Origin of the sequence: Streptomyces hundungensis (assembly GCF_003627815.1) — a bacterium.
Classification (GTDB): Bacteria; Actinomycetota; Actinomycetes; order Streptomycetales; family Streptomycetaceae; genus Streptomyces; species Streptomyces hundungensis_A.
Genome location: NZ_CP032698.1, coordinates 2,793,121 through 2,814,188 on the forward strand (window position 1 = coordinate 2,793,121; position 21,068 = coordinate 2,814,188).

Consider the following 21,068-nt stretch of genomic DNA (forward strand, 5'->3'; position numbering starts at 1 on the left):
CGCCCGTCCGGCGACAGGAGGTCGTGCCCGTGCGCCCCACCGCCCCCGCCCCCCGGCCCCGCCCGATCCGGCACGGCCGCCGGTGCTCCCTGATCCTCGCCGCGAGCCTCGTGGCCGGGGCGCTCGCCGGCTGCGGTGGCTCCGGCGGCGACGCCGACACCGTGAAGATCGCGTACAACCGCTCGACCGACAACAACATCCGCTTCAAGGACGCGTTCCTGGAGGCGGTCCGCAAGCAGTTCGAGCAGGCGCACCCGGGCAAGAAGGTGGAGCTGGTGCCGATCCAGGCCGCCGACAACGACTACGCGGCCAAGGTCCAGCAGATGATGCGCTCACCGAAGACCGCCCCCGACCTGGTGTACGAGGACACGTTCCGGATCAGCTCCGACATCGCGGCCGGCTATCTGCGCCCCCTCGACGACCAGCTGTCCCGATGGGACCTGTGGGGCCAATTCGTCGACACCGCGAAGGCCGCGGCCCGGGCCGAGGACGGCAGGACGTACGGGGTGCCCGACGGCACCGACACCCGGGGCCTGTGGTTCAACAAGGAGATCTTCGCGAAGGCGGGCCTCCCCGCGAACTGGCAGCCGAGGACCTGGGCGGAGCTCCTGGACGCCGCCCGGAGCGTGCGGCGGAAGGTCCCGGGCGTCATCCCGCTCAACGTCTACACGGGCAAGGCGGCCGGGGAGGCGGCGGCCATGCAGGGCTTCGAAATGCTGCTGTACGGCACCGGCGCCGACCCGCTGTACGACCCGGCCGCCAAGAAGTGGGCGACGGGTTCGCGGGGCTTCCGGGACGCCCTCGACTTCGTACGGACCGTGTACACGGAGAAGCTGGGGCCCGACCCCTCCGACGCCCTCGACCCCAATGTGGGCACCCGGCTGGCGACCGACTGGATGCCGAACGGCAAGCTCGCGATCGCTCTCGACGGTTCCTGGCTCGGCCAGAACTGGATCCACAAGGGACCCAAGGAGTGGCCGGCCTGGTCGACCGCGCTCGGCCAGGCGGCGATGCCCACTCAGTACAGCCAACCGCCAGGAAAGGTCTCCCTGTCGGGCGGCTGGACCTGGGCGATCCCCGCGAAGGCGGCCCACCCCGACCTCGCCTTCGACTTCGTCAAGACGCTTCAGACCAAGGAGAACGCGGTGAAGTGGGACGTCGCGGACGCCCAGATCGCGGTCCGCCAGGACGTGGCGGCCGACCCCGCCTATCTGCGCTCCATGCCGGGCATCACCTTCTTCACGGGCCTGGTCCCCTTCACCCACTACCGGCCGGCGCTGCCGGCCTACCCCCAGGTGTCGGCGGCGATCGGGGAGGCCATGGAGTCGGTGACCACAGGCGGCTCGACGGCCTCGGCCGCCCGGGCCTACGACGACCAGCTCGCGTCGCTCACCAGGTGAGCCCCGCCCCCTCCGCGCCGGCCACGACCGGCCTGCGCCGTGCCCGTGCGGTGCGCTGGCTGCCGATCGCGCCCGCCACCCTGCTCCTGCTGCTCTTCCTCGCCGGGCCGATCGGCTACTGCGGCTATCTGGCCTTCACCGACATGCGCCTGACCGGGTCCGCCACGGTGGACTTCGTCGGTTTCGCGAACTTCCGGCGGGCCTTCGCCGACCCCGCGTTCCGCAACGCGGTTGTGCTCACGCTCGTGTTCACCGTGCTGTCCGCGCTGCTCGGCCAGAACACCCTGGGCCTGGCGCTTGCCGCGCTGATGCGACGGGCCTCGCGCCCGGTGCGGACGGTGACGGGGGCGCTGGTGATCACCGCCTGGGTGCTGCCGGAGATCGTGGCCGCTTTCTTGCTGTACGCCTTCTTCCGGCGCGAGGGCACCCTGAACGCCCTCCTCGACCAGCTCCATCTCCCCACCCAGAACTGGCTGTTCACCCTGCCCATCCTCGCGGTGTCCTTCGCCAACGTGTGGCGCGGCACGGCGTTCTCGATGCTGATCTACTCGGCGGCGCTCGCCGAGATCCCGCGGGACGTCGAGGAGGCCGCGGAGGTCGACGGGGCGAGCGGGGCGCGCCGGTTCTGGCACATCACGCTGCCGATGATCCGCCGTTCCATCGGCACCAACCTGATGCTCAACACCCTCCAGACGCTCTCCGTGTTCGGGCTCATCTGGGCGATGACCCGGGGCGGGCCCGGCAACCGCAGCCAGACGCTCCCGGTGTACATGTACGACCAGGCGTTCCTCAAGAGCCTGATCGGCTACGGCACGGCCGTCGCGCTGCTGCTCCTCCTGGTCGGCTCGCTGTTCTCGGTGGTCTATCTGCGGCTGCTGAAGGTGGAGGTGTGAGGGCGGTCCCGGCGCGCCGCACGCGCCGCCACAAGCGGCGCCGGCTCGCCGCCGACGCGGCTCTGCTCGTGGTGGCGGCGGCCTTCGCGGTGCCGCTGCTCTGGCTGCTGCTCGCCTCCCTCGACAGCGAGGCCGATCTGCGGGTACGGGTGCCGGGCTCGGCGACCCTGGACAACTTCTCGGCCGTCCTGACCCCCGACATCACGTACACGCCGATGCTCAACAGCCTGCTGCTGTGCGGGAGTTCGACGCTCCTGACGGTGGTGTGCGCGGCCCTCGCGGCCTATCCCCTCTCGCGCCACCGCTCCCGTCTGGCCCGCCCCTACTTACTGACGGTCCTGTTCACGACGTGTCTGCCGATCACCGCGGTGATGGTGCCGGTGTACGGGCTCTTCGTGCGGGTGGACCTCGTCGACACGACGTACGGCACGGCGCTGTTCCTCGCCACGTCCCAACTCCCTTTCGCCATCTGGCTGATGAAGAACTTCATGGACGGGGTGCCGCTCGCCCTGGAGGAGGCGGCCTGGACCGACGGCGCGTCGATGCCGCAGACGCTGGTGCGGGTGGTGCTGCCGCTGATGGGGCCCGGGGTGGCCGTGGTGACGATCTACACCTTCATCATGCTGTGGGGGAACTTCTTCGTCCCGTTCATGCTGCTGCTCACCCCCGACAAGCTCCCGGCGTCCGTCTCGATCCTCACGTTCTTCGGGAACCACGGCTCGGTGGTCTACGGCGAGCTCGCCGCGTTCTCGATCCTGTACTCGACGCCGGTGCTGCTGCTGTACGTCCTGATCGCGCGGCGGCTCGGCGGGGGGTTCGCGGCGGCGGGCGGGGTGAAGGGTTAGCGTCACGTAGTGGGGTCGCCCGGAGGGAGGCTCAGAGCGACACCCGGTAGAACACTTTCCCCTGGTGCTGCGGCACGCCAAGAGCTTCGTACAGGGCCAGGGCGGGCGGATTGTCGGTGTCAGCCGTCCACTCGACACGCGAACAACCAGCCTTCACGGCAGCGGACTTGACGGCGTCCATCAAGGCCCGCGCCACGCCCCGCCGCCTGGCGCCCTCGCGGACGTACAGCTCCTTCAGATAGAGCGAGGAGTCCGCGCCGGCCGCCGGCCACAGCAATGAGTAGGACGCGAGTCCGAGCACCTGGTCGCCATCGTGGGCCAACAGGCAGACCGCGGCGGGGCTCTCGCCAAAGAGCGCGGAGCGGATCTGATCGAGCGGCGGGCGATCGTTCTCACCGCCGTAGTAGGCCTCCGTCTCGCCGAGAATGTCGGCGATCGCCTCAAGGTCGTGCTCGGTCGCTGGGCTGATCCGCACCACTGGTGGCCCTCTCGCCTGGGGGCAGCGCCAACGCCTCGCGCAACACCCGCACCTCTGGCACAGTCCGTGCCTCGGGCACCCTAGCGACCAGTTCAGCAGCGCGGTAGACGATCAGTGCCGATCGGTGTTCTGTCGGCAGGTCCATGAGGGTCTGCGTCGCGTGTGCCGCAGCTTCGGCGGCGTCGCCATCCGCTGCCTGGCACATTGCCTGGTCCAGGCGCACCAACGCACGATCCATGTGGTCGGATGCCGGATACAACTCCAGCGCTCGTTCCTGCTGTTCGGCGGCCACGCTCGTTTCCCCGAGGTGCGTCCAGGCGTTCCCGCTGTGGAAACGCAGTTGGGACTCCGAGTAGCCGAAGGCGGAGGCGGCCGTGTCCGCCGGGGCAAGGCGATCGAGCGCCGCTTCGGCCTCCGCCAGGGCTGCGATCGCTTCACCGCGGCGGCCGAGTAGCGCGAGGGCACGCGCTTGCAGAGGCGCTGCGAGCGCTGGCCCAACGCACGGCAGCCCGCCCGCGAGTTGCTGTGCACGGCAGGCGAGTTCGACCGCACCCTCCAGGTCTCCGCCGTAGTACAACTGGTAGGCCTTCTGGGCGTACATCCATGACAGTGTCGCCCGGTCCTCGGCTGCGGCGGCAGCGGCGCGACCAGTGCGCCACCAGCCGCGCGACCGGCCATCGCCAAGCTTCAGCAGAGTGAGCGCCATGAGCCCTGACATGCGGGCCACGGCAATCGTCAGGCGTTTGCGGACTTGCACCGTCTGGCGCCCTGAGAGCATCAGCCTCAAGTCGCCGAAGTCCGCGAGGAGTTCGGGGAGCAGCTCGCCCTCCGCCCGGTATCGGGTTGCCCGGCCATGGCGCGCGACTGTGTACTCGACCTCGTCGAGCGAGTAGTGCGACAACGGACCTGCGGTCAGCGTCTCGTGCAGGCCGCGCTGGAGAGCGTCCGCCTGCTCCAGAGGGTCTGCTCCGGGACGAGTGTCCGCAAGGGCGATGAGCTCGCCGTGTGCACCCACTGCTTGGTCCAGGGCTGCGGCGATCTCCTTGCTCGGGAAGCGCTGGCCCTTCTCGAGGTCCGCGATGTAGCTCTTGCCGCAGGCCGCAATCGCCGCGACATCGCGTAGCGACCGGGGTCCCCGCAGCCGCCGCAGCGCTTGCCCGAAAGTTTCCTTCATGGATGCCCCCAGCGTCCGCCGTGTCCGCAGCTTGGCGGACATCGGCGGACACACGACTCCTGTGACTCACGGTCTGTATCGGAAACGCTACTCCTGCGCACGCACAGCAGTCAGACGCAAGGAGAAGCACATGACCGTCCAACCCGCCGGAGTCCAGGCCTGTTGCCACGACGGAGTCCTCACCGACGAGCCGATCAAAGTCGGCGAAGTTCATACCCCCGCGGGCGTCGGCGCCGAGGTCTTTTCCTGTCCCCAGCACCTTCCGCTGTACCGCGCCCAGGATGAGATGGGGCCCGCGTCATGACGGCCGGGAGGGACATCAAGATCTGCCTCTACTGCGACCGCCCCATCGAGGGCGTCGCCATCCCCGTCTCCGGCGAGAGTCATCTGGGCTCGGCCAGCGGAGCCCGGGCGGATGACTGGAGGCACGTCAAGGGCGACCGGGCCTGCCGGGCGGCGCCGCTCGTGGAGCGTTTCGACCGGGCCGAGCCCCGGGGCCGGTTCCTGGAGGGCCGCCCACAGCGGTAGGGCTTTCGGACACCGGGATTCGAGCGCATGCTTACCGAACCCTAAGTAACCCGGACGCCAACAAAACCGTACTTTCCTCCAATTCACCTTCTTTGGTGGAACACACCGTAGGCAGATGTCACTTACCGTCCTACGGTGTGCGCGTGCACCCCACCCCACCCTTCAACGCCCTCGCGGCCCGCCGACTGCGAGAGGCCCTGGGCATGGCCCCCGGCCACGTCGCCTACGGCATGCGCGCCCAGTACGGCCTGCTGGTGTCACCGGACACCGTGACGGCGTGGGAGCGGGGGCTCGCGGCGCCCGAGGCGCGGGAGCTGACCGCGCTCGCCGGCGTCCTGTGGTGCTCCCCCGGCGACCTCATGGCCGCGGCCTCCACGCTGCGCGAACACCGTCTCGCGCGCGGGCTCGGCATCGAGGACATGGCCCGCCGGGTCGGGCTCGACGCGGGGGCGTACCGGCGCATGGAGGACGCGGGGCGCTGGCGCGGCAACGAGCGCCAGTCGGCGGCGCTCGCCGATCTGCTCCAGCTGCCGCTGCGCGACTACGTGACGGCCACCGGCCAGAACGAGGACCTCGCGGAGTTGCTCCGCGGCGCGGTGACCACGCGCTGGCAGGCGTATGTGAAACCGACGGCGAAGCTGCTGCCGCTCTCGCGTCAGCATCTGGAGGGGGTGCTCGACCAGCTCCACACCGAGTACCAGTCGCACATGGTGGCCACGCTGAACTGGGGGGCGGCCAATGACACGGGGGATGCGGGTCGGGACTTTCTCGACCGCATCGTGGAGCGGTTCTGGGAGCTGGCACACGGGTAGCTCCGCTGGGGCGAGGGTTTGTCCGCCGTACCTTGTCCGCGGGCGCGCGGCGGCTGGTCGCGCAGTTCCCCGCGCCCCCAAAACCCGTTTTCGCCTGCGGGCCGTGTGTGTGGCTGGTCGCGCAGTTCCCCGCGCCCCTGAAACCCCCGGTCATGTGCGGACCGTGCCCGCTGCTCACCCCAAGAAAACCCGCTTTCGTCTGCACGCTGTGTGTGGCTGGTCGCGCAGTTCCTCGCGCCCCTTAAGTGCTCGGTGCGGGGGCACCTTCAGCCTGTCCGGCGATTGAGGACGAGCGCCCTTAAGGCGCGACACGGGGTCTGGGGCGGAGCCCCAGGGGTGCTCGGTGCTGGGGCACCTACAGCCTGTCCGGCGATTGAGGACGAGCGCCCTTTAGGCGCGATACGGGGTCTGGGGCGGAGCCCCAGGAGGGCGGGTGGGGCACGGGCGGCGTTAGAAGACCGATTCCGCTTCGTACATGCGGGCGTCCGGGACCGTCTTGAGGCTGGTGACGGCGTCAGCCAAGGGCGCCATCACGATGTCCGTGCCGCGCAGCGCCGTCATGTTGCCGAAGGCACCCCGGTGCACGGCCTCGACCGCGTGCCAGCCGAAGCGGGTCGCGAGCACGCGGTCGTACGCGGTGGGGACGCCGCCGCGCTGGACGTGGCCGAGGATGACCGGCCGGGCCTCCTTGCCCAGGCGCCGCTCCAGCTCGACGGCGAGCCGGTTGCCGATGCCGGCGAAGCGCTCGTGGCCGTACTGGTCGATGGCGCCCCGCTCGTACGGCATCGAGCCCTCGGCCGGGTGCGCGCCCTCGGCGACGCAGATGACCGCGAACTTCTTGCCGCGCGAGAAGCGCTCCTCGACCATCTTGACCAGGTCGTCCACCTGGAAGGGCCGCTCGGGCAGACAGATGCCGTGGGCGCCGCCCGCCATGCCGGACTCCAGGGCGATCCAGCCCGCGTGCCGGCCCATGACCTCGACGACCATGACGCGCTGGTGGGATTCGGCGGTGGTCTTGAGGCGGTCGATGGCATCGGTCGCCACCCCCACCGCGGTGTCGAAACCGAAGGTGCGGTCGGTGGCGGAGATGTCGTTGTCGATGGTCTTGGGCACGCCGACGACCGGCATCCCGGCCTCGGACAGCATCCGGGCCGCGGTGAGCGTGCCCTCGCCGCCGATCGGGATGAGCGCGTCGATGCCGTAGCGCTTCGCCAACTCGGCGCAGTTCTCGGAGGCTTCGCGCAGCCGGTCGCGCTCCAGGCGGGCCGAGCCGAGGATGGTGCCGCCGCGGGCCAGGATGCCGCTCACCGCGTTGAGGTCGAGCGGGCGGAAGTGGCCGTCGAGCAGGCCCTTGAACCCGTCCTCGAATCCGATGACTTCATCGCCGTGGCCGACCACGGCTCGGTGCACGACCGACCGGATCACGGCGTTCAGGCCGGGGCAGTCGCCGCCTGCGGTGAGAACTCCGATGCGCATCGTGCTGAATCTCCTGCTTCGCCGGTCCTGGGACGTCACGCCCGTATCCCCCATAACGTGAGCAATTCAGATTGTCCCACGCACCATGGGCCACTCGCCCATCCTGCTACTCCGAGCATCATGGAGGACGGGTCCTTGGACCCTGCCGCCGGGCCTTTCGTCCGGCGGGCGCCCTATCCATCCGCAGAGGTATTGTCAAGAGGGCAAGACCGCCCTATCAGGACATTTCCTGCGACGCAGAACAGGAGAGCACGCGTGACGCGCAGCGTGTACGTGACCGGGATCGACCGGGGAGACGGCCGCCAGGTCATCGAGCTGGGAGTCATGGAGCTCCTGACCCGCCAGGTGGACCGGGTGGGCGTCTTCCGCCCCCTGGTGCACGACGGCCCGGACCGCCTGTTCGACCTGCTCCGCGCCCGCTACCGGTTGGCGCAGGACGCGGCCACCGTGTACGGAATGGACTACCACGAGGCGTCCGCGCTCCAGGCGGAGAAGGGTACCGACGAACTCGTCTCGCTGCTCGTCGAGCGTTTCCACCAGGTGGCCCGCGACTACGAGGTGGTCCTGGTCCTCGGCACCGACTTCGCCGACACCCAGCTCCCCGACGAACTGGCGCTCAACGCCCGGCTCGCCAACGAGTTCGGCGCCTCGGTGATACCGGTGGTCGGCGGCAAGGGCCAGACCGCGGAGTCGGTACGGGCCGAGGCGCGCAACGCCCACCGGGCCTACGACGGGCTCGGCTGCGATGTGCTCGCGATGGTGGTGAACCGGGTCGCCCCCGCCGACCGGCAGGAGATCGAGGAGCGGATGCGGACCCGGCTCCCGGTGCCCTGCTACGTCCTGCCGGACGAGCCCGCGCTCTCGGCGCCCACGGTCGCCCAGATCACCGCGGCCCTGGGCGGCACGGTGCTGCTCGGTGACGACGCGGGGCTCGCGCGCGACGCCCTCGACTTCGTCTTCGGTGGCGCCATGCTGCCGAACTTCCTGAACGCCCTGACCCCGGGCTGTCTGGTCGTCACCCCCGGCGACCGCGCCGACCTGGTCGTCGGCTCGCTCGCCGCGCACAGCGCCGGCACCCCGCCGATCGCGGGGGTGCTGCTCACGCTCGACGAGCGGCCCGGCGAGGCGATCCTGACCCTGGCCGACCGGCTCGCGCCCGGCACCCCGGTGGTCGCGGTGGCCGGCCGGTCCTTCCCTACGGCGGCCGAACTCTTCGCCCTGGAAGGGAAGTTGAACGCGGCGACCCCCCGCAAGGCGGAGACCGCGCTCGGCCTCTTCGAGCGGCACGTGGACACCGCCGACCTGCTGCGCCGGGTCTCGGTGGCCCGCAGCGGCCGGGTCACCCCGATGATGTTCGAGCACGTACTCCTGGAGCAGGCCCGCGCCGACCGGCGCCGTGTCGTGCTGCCCGAGGGCACCGAGGACCGGGTGCTGCGCGCCGCCGACGTCCTGCTGCGCCGCGACGTGTGCGAGCTGACGCTGCTCGGCGACGTGGAGGCGATCCGCAAGAAGGCCGCCGACCTCGGCATCGACGTCACCCCCTGCCAGATCATCGACCCCCACACCTCCGAGCTGCGCCAGCGCTTCGCCGAGCGCTACGCCCAACTGCGCGCCCACAAGGGTGTCACCGTGGAGCTGGCGTACGACGTGGTCGCGGACGTCAACTACTTCGGCACGCTGATGGTCCAGGAGGGCCTGGCCGACGGCATGGTGTCGGGTTCGGTGCACTCCACGGCCGCCACCATCCGCCCCGCCTTCGAGATCATCAAGACGAAGCCGGAGGCTTCGATCGTCTCCTCGGTCTTCTTCATGTGCCTCGCCGACAAGGTGCTCGTGTACGGCGACTGCGCGGTCAACCCGGACCCCAACGCCGAGCAGCTCGCGGACATCGCGGTCCAGGCGGCCGCCACCGCCCGGCAGTTCGGCGTGGACCCGCGGATCGCGATGCTGTCCTACTCGACCGGCACCTCGGGTTCGGGCGCGGACGTCGACAAGGTGCGCGAGGCCACCAAGCTGGTGCGCGAGGCGCGGCCCGATCTGAGGATCGAGGGCCCGATCCAGTACGACGCGGCGGTGGAGCCCTCGGTCGCCGCGACCAAGCTGCCGGAGTCGGAGGTGGCCGGGCAGGCGACCGTGCTGATCTTCCCCGACCTCAACACCGGCAACAACACCTACAAGGCCGTGCAGCGCTCGGCCGGCGCCGTGGCCGTGGGCCCGGTGCTCCAGGGTCTGCGCAAGCCGGTCAACGACCTGTCGCGCGGCGCCCTCGTCCAGGACATCGTCAACACCGTCGCCATCACGGCCATCCAGGCCCAGGCGCAGCAGGAGGCCTCCGCATGACCACCGCCAACCAGGGCACCCGCGTCCTCGTGCTCAACTCCGGGTCCTCGTCGGTGAAGTACCAGCTCCTCGACATGCGCGACGCCTCGCGCCTCGCCGTGGGGCTCGTCGAGCGGATCGGCGAGGAGACCTCCCGGCTCAAGCACTCCCCGCTGGCGACCGGCGGTGCGACCCGCGAGCAGAACGGTCCGATCGCCGATCACGAGGCCGCGCTCAAGGCGGTCGCGGCGGAGCTGGCCGTCGATGGACTGGGCCTGGATTCCCCGGAGTTGGCGGCGATCGGTCACCGGGTGGTGCACGGCGGGCTCAAGTTCAGCGCGCCGACGGTGATCACCGACGAGGTGCTGGCGGAGATCGAGCGCCTGGTGCCGGTGGCCCCGCTGCACAACCCGGCGAACATCACCGGTATCCGCACCGCACAGGCGCTGCGCCCCGATCTGCCGCAGGTCGCCGTGTTCGACACCGCGTTCCACACGACGATGCCGGAGTCGGCGGCCCGGTACGCGATCGACATCGAGACGGCCGACGCGCACCGCATCCGCCGTTACGGCTTCCACGGCACCTCGCACGCGTATGTGTCGCGCGAGACGGCGCGACTGCTCGGCAAGGCGCCCGAGGACGTGAACGTGATCGTGCTGCACCTGGGCAACGGAGCCTCGGCCTCCGCGGTCCGCGGCGGTAGGTGCGTCGACACCTCGATGGGGCTCACCCCCCTCGAAGGCCTGGTCATGGGCACTCGTTCCGGTGACATCGACCCGGCGGTCACCTTCCACCTCATGCGCGTCGCCGGAATGTCGGCGGACGACATCGACGTCCTGCTCAACAAGAAGAGCGGCCTGGTGGGGCTGTGCGGCGACAATGACATGCGCGAGATCCGCCGGCGCTGCGACGAGGGCGACGAGAAGGCCCAACTCGCCTTCGACATCTACATTCACCGGCTGAAGAAGTACATAGGCGCCTATTACGCCGTACTCGGCAAGGTCGACGCGATCGCGTTCACGGCGGGCGTCGGCGAGAACGCCGCCCCGGTGCGGGAGGCCGCGGTCGCGGGCCTCGAGGAGCTGGGCCTGGCGGTGGACGGCGATCTCAACGCCGTACGGTCCGACCGTCCCCGGCTGATCTCCCCGGAGTACGCCAGGGTGGCGGTGGCGGTGGTGCCGACGGACGAGGAGCTGGAAATCGCCCAGCAGACGTATGCGCTGGTATCCCCCGCGCTGAATTCCTGAGCGGATTTCCGGTTTGCCTGGACGACACCTGAGCGCCATCCCGCCCATTTGTACATTCCACCAGACGGAATATTCCGCAGCGAAACAAACCGATAGGATCCGCCTTATGCGCCGTTCCAAAATCGTCTGCACACTGGGCCCCGCCGTCGACTCGCACGAGCAGCTCGTCGCTCTGATCGAGGCCGGCATGAGCGTGGCCCGCTTCAACTTCAGCCACGGCTCCCAGGCCGAGCACCAGGCCCGTTACGACCGGGTCCGCAAGGCCGCCGAGGAGACGGGCCGGGCGGTGGGCGTGCTCGCCGACCTCCAGGGCCCCAAGATCCGCCTCGCGAAGTTCGCCGAGGGGCCGGTGGAGCTGGTCCGCGGTGACGAGTTCACCATCACCGCCGAGGACGTCCCGGGCGACAAGTCGATCTGCGGCACCACCTACAAGGGGCTGCCGGGCGACGTCACCAAGGGCGACCCGATCCTGATCAACGACGGCAACGTCGAGCTCAAGGTCATCTCGGTCGAGGGTCCCCGGGTGAAGACCATCGTCATCGAGGGCGGTGTCATCTCCGACCACAAGGGCATCAACCTGCCCGGTGCGGCGGTCAACGTCCCGGCGCTGTCCGAGAAGGACATCGAGGACCTGCGGTTCGCCCTGCGGATGGGCTGCGACCTGGTCGCGCTCTCCTTCGTGCGCGACGCCGACGACGTCAAGGACGTCCACAAGGTCATGGACGAGGTCGGCCGCCGCGTGCCGGTCATCGCCAAGGTCGAGAAGCCGCAGGCCGTCGCCAACATGGAGGGCGTCGTCGCCGCCTTCGACGGTGTGATGGTGGCCCGTGGCGACCTCGCGGTGGAGTACCCCCTGGAGAAGGTCCCGATGGTGCAGAAGCGCCTGGTGGAGCTGTGCCGCCGCAACGCCAAGCCGGTGATCGTCGCGACCCAGATGATGGAGTCGATGATCACCAACTCGCGTCCGACGCGCGCCGAGGCGTCCGACGTCGCCAACGCGATCCTGGACGGCGCGGACGCGGTCATGCTCTCCGCCGAGTCCTCGGTGGGCGCGTACCCGATCGAGACGGTCAAGACGATGTCGAAGATCGTCGAGGCGGCCGAGGAGGAGCTCCTGTCCAAGGGCCTCCAGCCGCTGGTGCCGGGCAAGAAGCCGCGCACCCAGGGCGGTTCGGTGGCCCGCGCCGCCTGCGAGATCGCGGACTTCCTCGACGGCAAGGCGCTGGTGGCCTTCACCAAGTCCGGCGACACGGCCCGGCGCCTGTCCCGTTACCGCACCTGCCAGCCGATCCTCGCGTTCACCACGGACCCCGGCACCCGCAACCAGCTCGCGCTGAGCTGGGGCGTGGAGACCTATGTGGTCCCGCACGTGGACTCCACCGACGCGATGGTCGACCTGGTCGACGCCGAGCTGCTCAAGCTCAAGCGCTACAGCGAGGGCGACATCATGGTCATCACGGCCGGTTCGCCCCCCGGCATCCCGGGCACCACCAACATGGTCCGGGTGCACCACCTCGGCGGCACCGAGCAGCAGTAGTCGCGGCCCCACCCTCTGGAGGGCGGCACCCCGTCTCGTACGGGTGCCGCCCTCCGGTGCGTCCGCCTTCGGTGGGCCGGGGTGAGGGCGAGGGTGCGGGCCTTGCCCGTGCCCGCTTTTCCGGTCGTGGACGGGCTGAACGGGGTGGCCGTTCCATGAACAGCACGTGGCAAATTCCACGGCCGGACGGATCAACTCCGCGCCGTCTCCTGAGGTACGTTCACGTTCATGCGTCTTCCCATATCGCCGCAGGTCCGACGCGCACTCGTGGCGCTCACCGCCGCCGCGGCCGCCGCGGGCGCCGCCATCGGCCCCGCGTCAGCGAGCGGGCACCTCGCGACGCCGCCGAAGACACCGACTCCGGGGGCGCCCGGCGCCCCGGCCAAGAAGGAGCCGCCGGCGGGCATGTCGCAGGCGGGCGGCGCCCAGTTGGGGCAGCCCGGTGATCAACTCGGCGCGGGCGCACCGGCGTTGCCGCCGGGCCTGTCCGCGCTGTCCTGGGTGGTGGCGGACGCGGACACCGGCCAGGTGCTCGGGGCGCGCAACGCACACTGGCCGCTCCCCCCGGCCAGCACCTTGAAGATGCTCTTCGCGGACACCGTGCTGCCCGCGGTGCCGCACGACGCGAGCCGCACGGTCAGCGACGAGGACCTCAAGGGCATGGGCGACGGCAGCAGCGCGGTCGGCATCGTGCCCGGCCAGACGTACAAGGCGCCCGACCTGTGGCGCGGGGTGTTCCTGCGCTCGGGCAACGACGCGGTGCATGTGCTGGCCGCGATGAACGGCGGCGTCGAGAAGACGGTGGCCGACATGCAGAAGAAGGCCGAAGGGCTCGGCGCCAAGGACACCCATGTGCTGAGCCCGGACGGCTATGACGCGCCGGGCCAGGTCTCGTCCGCGTACGACCTGACGCTCTTCCTGCGCTCGGGCCTGAAGAACCGGGACTTCACGGAGTACTGCGGGACGGCGTCGGCCGACTTCCCCGGCGGCCCCAACACCAAGGGCAAGCCGTTCGGGATCTCCAACACCAACCGCATGCTGTCCGGCATCGACGGGGTGGCCAAGTACCCGGGTCTGATCGGCGGCAAGAACGGCTACACCACCAACGCGGGGAACACCCTGGCCGAGGCGGCCCGGCGTGACGGTCACACCATCCTGGTGACGGTGATGAACCCGCAGGAGAACAAGCACGACAAGGTTTACACGGAGATGCGCCAGCTTCTGGACTGGGGCTTCTCGGCGGCCGGCCGGACCCAGCCGATCGGCACCCTCGACCCGCAGGCACCGGCCGCCGCCGGCTCCGGCAAGGGTGCTTCGGCGAACGGCGACGCGGCCGGCCCGGGCGACGACGGCATCGGCGCGCTCGGCTGGGCGGGCATCGGCGCGGCGGTGGTCGTGGCCGGCGGGGCGGGCGTGCTGGTACTGGGTCGCCGGCGCCGGACGTCGAGGCCTCAGCGCGGCCGGGGCGTCTGAGCGGACGCGTTCGCGCCGATCAGCCGGTCGATGACCCGGGCGGCCAGGGGGTCTGAGACAGTGCCTCCGCGCCGGTCATCCAGTCGATGACCTGGGCGGCCGAGTAAGGGCGCCCGTCCGGGCTGAGGTCGGCGAGGAACCCGAGGTCCTGCCCGAGGGTCACCACGGGCGGCTCGACCGTCCCGCCCGGCCTGCGCTGCCCGAGCCCGACGGTCGCGAGCAGCCCGTTGCACAGACACATCCGCCCCGCGGTGTCCACGGCGTCACCACCCTTGCGCACATACGCGGCGACGGGTTCGGCGGCGCAGCGATAGACGAGGCCACCGTTGGCGGCGCGGGCCGGGGTGCGCAGATACCCGAGGTCGCACACGGGCCGCCGGGCGGCGCGGACCGGGTCGTCGGACAGGGTGCCGGGCAGTTCGGCGACCTTGAACGGGAAGGCGGTCGGCGAGGCCCGGGGGTCGTTGCGCACCCGCAGCGTCCCGGCGCGGGCCCGCTGCCTCAGTTCGGTCCGCAGCTCGTCCCGCAGCCCCGATTCCTGGCAGAGCGCGAACGCGCTGCCGAGCTGGACCCCCACGGCCCCCATCGCCCGCGCCTCGGCGAGCCGCTCGGGGTGGGCGGCGCCGCCCGCGAGCCAGAACGGGATGCCGAGGGCCGCCACCTTGGCGAGGTCGGGGTGGTCGCGCGGCCCGTAGACGGGCTCGCCCCCATCATCCAGGGCGAGCTTTCCGCGCGGCGGGGCGCTGTGCCCTCCGGCCCGGTGCCTCTCGATGACGAAGCCGTCGGGCCGGGTGGCCGGGTCGCGTACGAGGTAGGAGGCGAGGACCGGCAACGAGACGATGGCCAGCACGTCAGGCCTCCTCAACGGGCCGTACCCGTACCGGAGTTGAGCCATGACCCCACCCCTGGGGTCGAAGACGTGGGACAGGGGCTCCTCGTCGCCCTCCACGGTGACGAGGGTGGTGACGGGCTCCGCGCGGGCGAGCCGCGAGGCGAGGGCGGGGATCGGCCCCGGGATCCCCGCACCGACCAGGACGTAATCGACCCCGGCGAGGATCGCGCCGAACAGTGCGGGCGCGGTGGCGAGCTGGATCTTGGCCAGGTAGTTGACCCCGACGAGCCCGTCATGCCCTTCCTTGGCGAGCCACACCTCGACGAAGTTGCCGATCACGGTGAGGAGTTCGGCGTCCGCACCCCGCTCGACCCGTAGCCGCGCCATGGCCCGCATCCGCTCGCCGCGCACGACCCCGCCCTCGACGAAGTACCGGTCCAGCACGTACGCGGCCGCCTCCGGCACGGGGAACGCGGCGAGGGCCCGCCGCATGTGGCCGCCCGGATCCCCGAGCTGAAGCCGCCGCGCCAGCACGGCATCGAGCGCGGTCCCCGACACCACCCCGAGCTGCCCCCGCCCCGCCACTGCCCGAGCCAACTCCCACCCGGACACGGCAACGCCCATGCCGCCCTGGATGAGTGGGGGGTGGGGGCGGGTTGTCGTCGGCATACGGGGTCCCTTCTCGGATCGGCACGGCGGCCAGGCCAACAGGCCGATGGCCGCAACCTACGGAACCGTAGGTTGCTCCCTTCCGAGTGTGGGCCACCCCGACCGCGCGGACGCCCGCCGAAGGTCCCTTGTGGGGTGACCTTCGGCGGGCGTCATTGGGAATCGTCCGGGGTTACGTCGTCGGGTTGCCATCCGTGACGTAGTTGTGCAGGCCCGGGACCTTCAGAGTGCCGCCGAACTGGCCTGCCTGACGGATCGTCACGTTGGTGAAGAAGACGATCGGGATGTTCACCGGGGGCGGGGTCTCAGGGCTGAAGGTGATCGGAATGAGGCCGAGGAGGTTGCCCTTCAGCTCCTCCGTGTACATCGTCACGGTGCCGTTGGTGATCGTCGACTTCGAACCGGAACGAGCAACGACGTGAGCGGTGGTGGGCTTCCCGTTCACCTCGGGTCCGTACACCTGCTGGTCCAGGTTGTCGATGTCGATGGCCGACGCCGTGAACTTCAGGACCTTCTTGGTTGTCTCGCCCGCCTTGACCTCGACGATGCCCTCATAGTTCAGGCCGTACAGGGTCAGCTTCGAGCTCTTGAGGATCCAGGGCTGACTCGGCAGCGTCGGTACGCCACCGTCCAGCTTGGCCGCCGCGAGCGCCTTCGGGTCGGCGGTCGGGCAGGGGAAGCGGGGCTTGGCACCGTCGGGGATGGCGGTGTCCAGCTTGGGGTCCAACCCCTTTGCGGCGTCCGGGAGTTCGGTGACCTTCTGGCCGGCCTCGTCGGCCGCCTTCTTGATCGCCTCAGCCGTCTTGTCGAGCGTCGCGTCGCCCGTCTTCGCGGTGGGCGTGCTCGGCTTGGCCGACTTCGCCTCCGGCTTGGTCGACGGCTTCGCCGTGGCCTTGGGTGCGGCCGTGCTCGCCGACGGCTTCGGCGCGGGCGGCGTCGAGGTGCTCGGCGTGGGCGTCGAGGTCGGCGTGTCATGTATGCCGAAGAGACCCTTGAGCGCGTCCCCCAGACCCAGCGGGTCGAGCGGGTTGGTCTTCTTCGCGGGCGGCGGCGTCGCGGTCTGCGTCGCCGGCGGCTGAGCAGCGGTCGGCTGCTTGGCCGAGGGCGGGGTCACCGGCTTCAGAAGCTTGTCGACGGTGTCCCCGACAGAGCCGGTCGCGGTGGGCGTGGGCGTCTTGGAGTCCGCGGACTTGTCGTCCGCCGCCTTGTCGTCAGCCTTCGACGAGGCCGACGCCGACGGGCTCGGCGACGCCTTGCCGGACGCGCTGCTGGACGGGCTCGGCGAGGCCGAGGGGCTGTCCGAGCGGGTCACACAGGGGCCGGGTGCGAACGGGATGTCCGTCTTGTCGTCGGCCATCGCGAGCTTGGGCGTGAGGGACATGCCCATCAGGACGGCCGTGGGCATGGCGGCCAGGGCCATCGCCTTGCCGGCGGGCATGTGCCACTTGGTCAGCAGGGACTTCCTGGGAGCCGCGTGGCGCGGCCCTCTTCTTTCCCGCGGGTCGCCGCCTCCGGTCGAGTCCAGCTGCGTCTGGTCACCCCGCACTGTTCCTCCCGCCGTTGGCGTCAACTGTCGTTTCGGTGGCGGCGGTTCCAGGCTCCGGGGTGTTCTCGACCTGCTCGGCCTCGACCTTGTCGCGCCGACGCGGCTTGGTCGGCACCCAGGCGCAGGCCAGCGCACCGCCGAACAGGGAGAGCAGGAAGCCGATGACGAAGCCGCCGATGTTGGCGATGGGGATGGAGATCAGCGCCAGGAGGATCGCGGCGACGCCTGCGAACGTCCGCACCACACTGTGGAACCACATGGTCAGGCCGAGCGTGACCAGCAGAACGCCGATGATGAGCGAGCCCGCACCGGCCGTGGTCGACATGGCCAGCGTGACGTTCCCGAGGTGCATGTTGGCGTACGGGAAGTACATGATGGGCACGCCACCGGCCATGGTGAGCAGCCCGGCCCAGAACGGCCTGTGGCCCCTCCATGCCCGGAAACGAAGCCGCCAGTATCGGAAGTCGCGGGAACCCGTGGTCTCGGCGCTCATGGAAAACAGCTCCCTGGTACCGCAATTGCTGTGAGAAAGATGGAGAGTTCCAGTGGCCGCCGAACGCTGGAACGGTCAGCGGCCACCGGACGGAGTTCCTACTGCTTGAACTCGTCCTGCCAGGAGCCGCACTCGTTCTTCTTCGCGTCCTTGTCCACGGCCAGGCTGAGCTTGAGGCCGGGGAGCTTGAAAGAGCCGGCCGTGGTGGCCCACGCCCGCTGCTCCACGTTGCTCAGTTCCGCCCGGTCGGCTCGCTGCGCGAAGCCGTACTGGGAACCGGGCGCGACCTTGCCGTCAGCGCCGGGCTGGACCGAGGTGACGAGATTGCCGTCCTTGTCCCTCTTGCCCTCACCCGCTGCGACACCGATGTCGATGTGCGTGAACTTGGCATCGGTCGAGAGCTCGGAAACATCCAGGTAGATGTTGTCCGCAGCGATCTTTTCCTGGCCGCCGCCCGCCTTCAACTTCATGGTCACGTAGCCGAGGCCCATCGGCAACGGCTGCACCACCGACTGACACATCTTGCTGATGTCAGCGTGGCTGAAGCCCGAGACCACAACAGGGTTGTGCATGTCCTGGCCCTGGAGGGACTTGCCGGTGGCAACGCTCCCGTACTGCAAGAGGTTCTGGCCGTCCAGCTTCTCGGCCGTCACCTTGAAGTCGACACCCGACACACTGAACGACGCCGCCAGCGCGCCCTGCGCAAGGCCGACGCCTATCGCGGCCGTCGCGGCCACGCTCGGCACCATGACCAGAGCGAACCGCTTCCATCTGGTCCCGCCACGTACTTGGGACTCCATGACTTTCCTCCTTCTCGGACGTACATCTCCGGGACGGACCCTCAAGGGCTGTCACGGGATGGGAGAAGTGCTACGTCCTCGGGAAGGGGAGCGCACGGGAGGTCGATCGCGTACGACTCGCGCACCGTCCGACACCGGCGATCACCCCCGAGCGACAACCACTGGCCACGCGTTCGCGCAACCTCTGGACAGGCCCTGCCGGAGAGCAGAGACCCCCCTGTCCACGGCCGGTGTCAACGTCACCGGTCGGCTCGGTGGGGACCCAAGTGGGCGGCAGCGCCGAATGGCTGTCGGGCTGGTGCGTTATTGGACCGAGCGTGGCCGATCGTGGTCCATTCCGGGCCGGGGCACAAGGGGGGTCGTTACTAGCCAGTAACGGCCTGATAACCGAGGTGCGACCGGTCGGCATCGAGCGGGCACTCAGGGTGCCGCCGAGTGACCGGACAGAAGGGGAAATCGCCGCAGAAAAGCGGACGTAAGAAGCGGCTCAACTTACTGCAAGTAACAGCGGCCGCGTTTACCAAGTTTTGGCAAAGCGCGGCCGCCTCTTGTCTCTCTGTCGCCAAATCACCCGGCGGTTACCCCGCTCGGGCGCTCATTCGGTGACAGGTGGATGAACGCTCGACGGCGTCCACAGGAGGGTCAGAAGAGCACCCTCGCCAGGGCGGTTCGGGCCGCCGTGACGCGCGGGTCGTCCCCGCCGATCACTTCGAAGAGCTCCAGCAGACGTACCCGCGCGGCCTCGCGATCGTCACCGAACGTGCGCCGCACGGTCTCGACGAGCCGTCCGAAAGCGTCCTCGACGTGTCCGCCGACGAGATCCAGGTCGGCCGCGGCGATCTGCGCGGCCACATCGGCCGGCTTCTCGGCGGCGTCCTTGCGGACCTGCTGGGGGTCGAGCGACTGGACGCGCTGGAGCAGTTCGGCCTGCGCGAGGCCGAGCTTGGCCTCCGGGTTGCCGGGGTCGTCGCTCAGTACGTTGCGGTAGGCCTGGGCCGCGCCGGCCAGATCGCCCGAGTCGAGGGCGACCACGGCCGCTTCGAGCAGGGCGTCATACGGGCCGGCCGGGACCTGCGCGTCGGCGGCGGGCGCCTGGGCGTTCGGGTCCACCGGGATGCCGGTCAGACCGAAGCGCTCCTCGGCGACGAGCACCAGCTGGTCGAGGGTCTCGCGGATCTGCGCCTCCGGGGCCGCACCCTGGAAGAGCGGCAGCGCCTGGCCGGCAACGACCGCGAAGACGGCCGGGATCCCCTGGATCCCGAACTGCTGCATCAGCATCTGGTTGGCGTCGACGTCGATCTTGGCGAGGAGCAGACGGCCGTTGTACTCGACGACGAGACGTTCGAGCAGCGGGCCGAGCTGCTTGCAGGGCTCGCACCACTCGGCCCAGAAGTCGATGACGACGGGCACCTCGGAGGAGCGGGTCAGGACGTCGCGTTCGAAGGTGGCCTCGTCGACATCGATGACGAGCGCGGACGGTGCGACCGCCGGGGCCCCGCCCTGCCGGGCGGCCTCGGCTCGCGCCTGCTCCGCCTTGCTCTTGGCCTCTCCGGCCGCCTTCACCGCGGCGAGGTCGACGACGCCGCTCATGGACATGTTCCTAGGCTGCATGCGTACATCCTCCCCCTTCCGCGACGGTGCGTGGTGATCCGGTGGCAGGATCCGTGCCCACCCGGTGCCTCCCGCCGGATTGCGAGACATCGGGGGCCACGGACCGTGCCGCGGATCTTCTCTTGTGGCGCCTGGGTCCCCACCCCGGCGCCGGTGACATGTGGTTGTCGCTGAAGGCCGCTCAAGGCTTTCGCTACGAGTCGTAGCGTAACTGGTGCGGGCCCGGCGCACGGGGTGATCTCGCGCACACAGCGCGCCCCCTGGCGCGATTGCTACCGGCCGGTATGGTCGCCGACATGCCTTCTTCATCCCGCGCCGCGAGACGGTCCTGCACGGGTCGCACCGGTCGGCCCCGCAGCGCCGAGGCCGATGCGGCGATCCTGCTGGCGACCCGCGAGGCGCTGGTCGACCTGGGCTGGTCGAAGCTGACGATGGGGGACGTGGCGACGCGGGCCGGGGTCGCCAAGACGACCCTCTACCGCCGTTGGGCAGGCAAGAACGAGCTCGTCGTCGACGCGGTCGCGGTCCTCTTCGACGAGCTCGAACTCCCGGACCTGGGCAGCCTGGTGGCCGATGTGGAGGGCGTGGTCCTCCAGTTCGCGGCGCTCCTGGAACGCCCCGAGACGAAGACCGCGCTGATGGCGGTGGTGGCCGAATCCACTCGGGACGACGCCCTGCGCGGGCGGATCCGCTCGGCCATCGTCGACCGCCAGAAGCGGCTGGTTCTGGTCGGTCGCGAGCGCGCCCAGGCCCGCGGCGAACTCCCCTACGAGACCGACCCGGTGGTCTCCGCCCGCCACACCGACCTCATCTTCGACGTGGTGGCCGGCGCGGTGGTGCACCGGGCGCTGGTCAGCGCGGAACCGGTGGACGAGGAGTGGGCCCGGGAGTTCACCCTGCTGATCTGCTCGGGGCTGGCCGCGACGGCGTAGCCC

General features: G+C 70.2%; 19 protein-coding genes. 11 read left to right on the plus strand and 8 right to left on the minus strand.

Annotated elements, in window-relative coordinates; all coding sequences use genetic code 11:
• The first annotated feature begins 23 nt into the window (after positions 1-23).
• The 3 genes from DWB77_RS12330 to DWB77_RS12340 are packed head-to-tail and all read left to right on the plus strand — an operon-like array spanning position 24 to position 3,138.
• Positions 24-1,400 carry an extracellular solute-binding protein gene (locus DWB77_RS12330; protein WP_120721315.1) on the plus strand — a complete coding sequence of 459 codons (1,377 nt, stop codon included), beginning with the start codon at positions 24-26 and terminating at the stop codon, positions 1,398-1,400.
• The gene (locus DWB77_RS12335; protein ID WP_120721316.1) at positions 1,397-2,293 is read left to right on the plus strand and encodes a carbohydrate ABC transporter permease; all 897 of its coding nucleotides are present in this window, start codon (positions 1,397-1,399) and stop codon (positions 2,291-2,293) included. Before DWB77_RS12330 ends, DWB77_RS12335 begins: the two co-directional genes overlap by 4 nt.
• Positions 2,290-3,138 carry a carbohydrate ABC transporter permease gene (locus tag DWB77_RS12340; protein WP_120721317.1) on the plus strand — a complete coding sequence of 283 codons (849 nt, stop codon included), beginning with the start codon at positions 2,290-2,292 and terminating at the stop codon, positions 3,136-3,138. The genes DWB77_RS12335 and DWB77_RS12340 overlap by 4 nt, the downstream gene beginning before the upstream one ends.
• Positions 3,139-3,169: 31 nt before the next feature.
• Here DWB77_RS12340 and DWB77_RS12345 read toward each other — a convergent pair whose 3' ends face one another.
• Both DWB77_RS12345 and DWB77_RS12350 read right to left on the minus strand, forming a co-directional pair.
• Complete coding sequence (locus DWB77_RS12345) at positions 3,170-3,616, minus strand: GNAT family N-acetyltransferase (RefSeq protein WP_246033506.1); 447 nt, start codon at positions 3,614-3,616, stop codon at positions 3,170-3,172.
• The gene (locus tag DWB77_RS12350; protein ID WP_246033507.1) at positions 3,579-4,832 is read right to left on the minus strand and encodes a helix-turn-helix domain-containing protein; all 1,254 of its coding nucleotides are present in this window, start codon (positions 4,830-4,832) and stop codon (positions 3,579-3,581) included. Before DWB77_RS12350 ends, DWB77_RS12345 begins: the two co-directional genes overlap by 38 nt.
• Positions 4,833-4,920: 88 nt before the next feature.
• Here DWB77_RS12350 and DWB77_RS37775 point away from each other — a divergent pair, with 88 nt between their 5' ends.
• The 3 genes from DWB77_RS37775 to DWB77_RS12360 all read left to right on the plus strand — a co-directional run bounded on the left by DWB77_RS37775 (position 4,921) and on the right by DWB77_RS12360 (position 6,130).
• Positions 4,921-5,094 (plus strand): hypothetical protein, encoded by a 174-nt coding sequence (locus DWB77_RS37775; RefSeq protein ID WP_162952521.1) that lies wholly within the window; start codon positions 4,921-4,923, stop codon positions 5,092-5,094.
• Positions 5,091-5,318, plus strand: coding sequence for a hypothetical protein (locus tag DWB77_RS12355; RefSeq protein ID WP_120721318.1), 228 nt, complete (start codon positions 5,091-5,093; stop codon positions 5,316-5,318). Before DWB77_RS37775 ends, DWB77_RS12355 begins: the two co-directional genes overlap by 4 nt.
• A 137-nt stretch (positions 5,319-5,455) precedes the next feature.
• On the plus strand, positions 5,456-6,130 hold the full coding sequence (locus tag DWB77_RS12360; protein ID WP_246033508.1) for a helix-turn-helix domain-containing protein: 675 nt from the start codon (positions 5,456-5,458) through the stop codon (positions 6,128-6,130).
• 450 nt (positions 6,131-6,580) lie between these two features.
• On the opposite strand, the gene DWB77_RS12365 is transcribed toward DWB77_RS12360, so the two are convergent.
• Complete coding sequence (locus tag DWB77_RS12365) at positions 6,581-7,606, minus strand: ATP-dependent 6-phosphofructokinase (protein WP_120721319.1); 1,026 nt, start codon at positions 7,604-7,606, stop codon at positions 6,581-6,583.
• A gap of 255 nt (positions 7,607-7,861) precedes the next feature.
• Between DWB77_RS12365 and pta the strand changes: the two genes are divergently transcribed.
• The 4 genes from pta to DWB77_RS12385 all read left to right on the plus strand — a co-directional run bounded on the left by pta (position 7,862) and on the right by DWB77_RS12385 (position 14,182).
• Positions 7,862-9,946, plus strand: a complete 2,085-nt coding sequence (pta, locus tag DWB77_RS12370; protein ID WP_120721320.1) for a phosphate acetyltransferase — start codon at positions 7,862-7,864, stop codon at positions 9,944-9,946.
• Entirely contained in the window at positions 9,943-11,172 is a 1,230-nt protein-coding gene (locus DWB77_RS12375; protein ID WP_120721321.1) for an acetate kinase, read from the plus strand. Before pta ends, DWB77_RS12375 begins: the two co-directional genes overlap by 4 nt.
• 106 nt (positions 11,173-11,278) lie before the next feature.
• Positions 11,279-12,709, plus strand: a complete 1,431-nt coding sequence (gene pyk, locus DWB77_RS12380) for a pyruvate kinase (RefSeq protein ID WP_120721322.1) — start codon at positions 11,279-11,281, stop codon at positions 12,707-12,709.
• A 228-nt stretch (positions 12,710-12,937) separates the two neighbouring features.
• Positions 12,938-14,182 carry a D-alanyl-D-alanine carboxypeptidase family protein gene (locus tag DWB77_RS12385; protein ID WP_120721323.1) on the plus strand — a complete coding sequence of 415 codons (1,245 nt, stop codon included), beginning with the start codon at positions 12,938-12,940 and terminating at the stop codon, positions 14,180-14,182.
• 19 nt (positions 14,183-14,201) lie between these two features.
• Here DWB77_RS12385 and DWB77_RS12390 read toward each other — a convergent pair whose 3' ends face one another.
• The 5 genes from DWB77_RS12390 to DWB77_RS12415 all read right to left on the minus strand — a co-directional run bounded on the left by DWB77_RS12390 (position 14,202) and on the right by DWB77_RS12415 (position 20,133).
• A complete protein-coding gene (locus DWB77_RS12390; RefSeq protein WP_120721324.1) occupies positions 14,202-15,683 on the minus strand; it encodes a nitronate monooxygenase in 1,482 nt (493 codons plus the stop codon).
• A gap of 172 nt (positions 15,684-15,855) precedes the next feature.
• Complete coding sequence (locus tag DWB77_RS12395) at positions 15,856-17,229, minus strand: hypothetical protein (protein ID WP_120721325.1); 1,374 nt, start codon at positions 17,227-17,229, stop codon at positions 15,856-15,858.
• Positions 17,219-17,722, minus strand: a complete 504-nt coding sequence (locus tag DWB77_RS12400) for a DUF6114 domain-containing protein (protein WP_120721326.1) — start codon at positions 17,720-17,722, stop codon at positions 17,219-17,221. The genes DWB77_RS12395 and DWB77_RS12400 overlap by 11 nt, the downstream gene beginning before the upstream one ends.
• Before the next feature lie 98 nt (positions 17,723-17,820).
• A complete protein-coding gene (locus DWB77_RS12405; protein ID WP_120721327.1) occupies positions 17,821-18,522 on the minus strand; it encodes a DUF6230 family protein in 702 nt (233 codons plus the stop codon).
• A gap of 642 nt (positions 18,523-19,164) precedes the next feature.
• Entirely contained in the window at positions 19,165-20,133 is a 969-nt protein-coding gene (locus DWB77_RS12415; RefSeq protein ID WP_120721328.1) for a tetratricopeptide repeat protein, read from the minus strand.
• A gap of 296 nt (positions 20,134-20,429) precedes the next feature.
• Here DWB77_RS12415 and DWB77_RS12420 point away from each other — a divergent pair, with 296 nt between their 5' ends.
• The gene (locus DWB77_RS12420; protein ID WP_120727703.1) at positions 20,430-21,065 is read left to right on the plus strand and encodes a TetR/AcrR family transcriptional regulator; all 636 of its coding nucleotides are present in this window, start codon (positions 20,430-20,432) and stop codon (positions 21,063-21,065) included.
• Positions 21,066-21,068 lie beyond the last annotated feature (3 nt).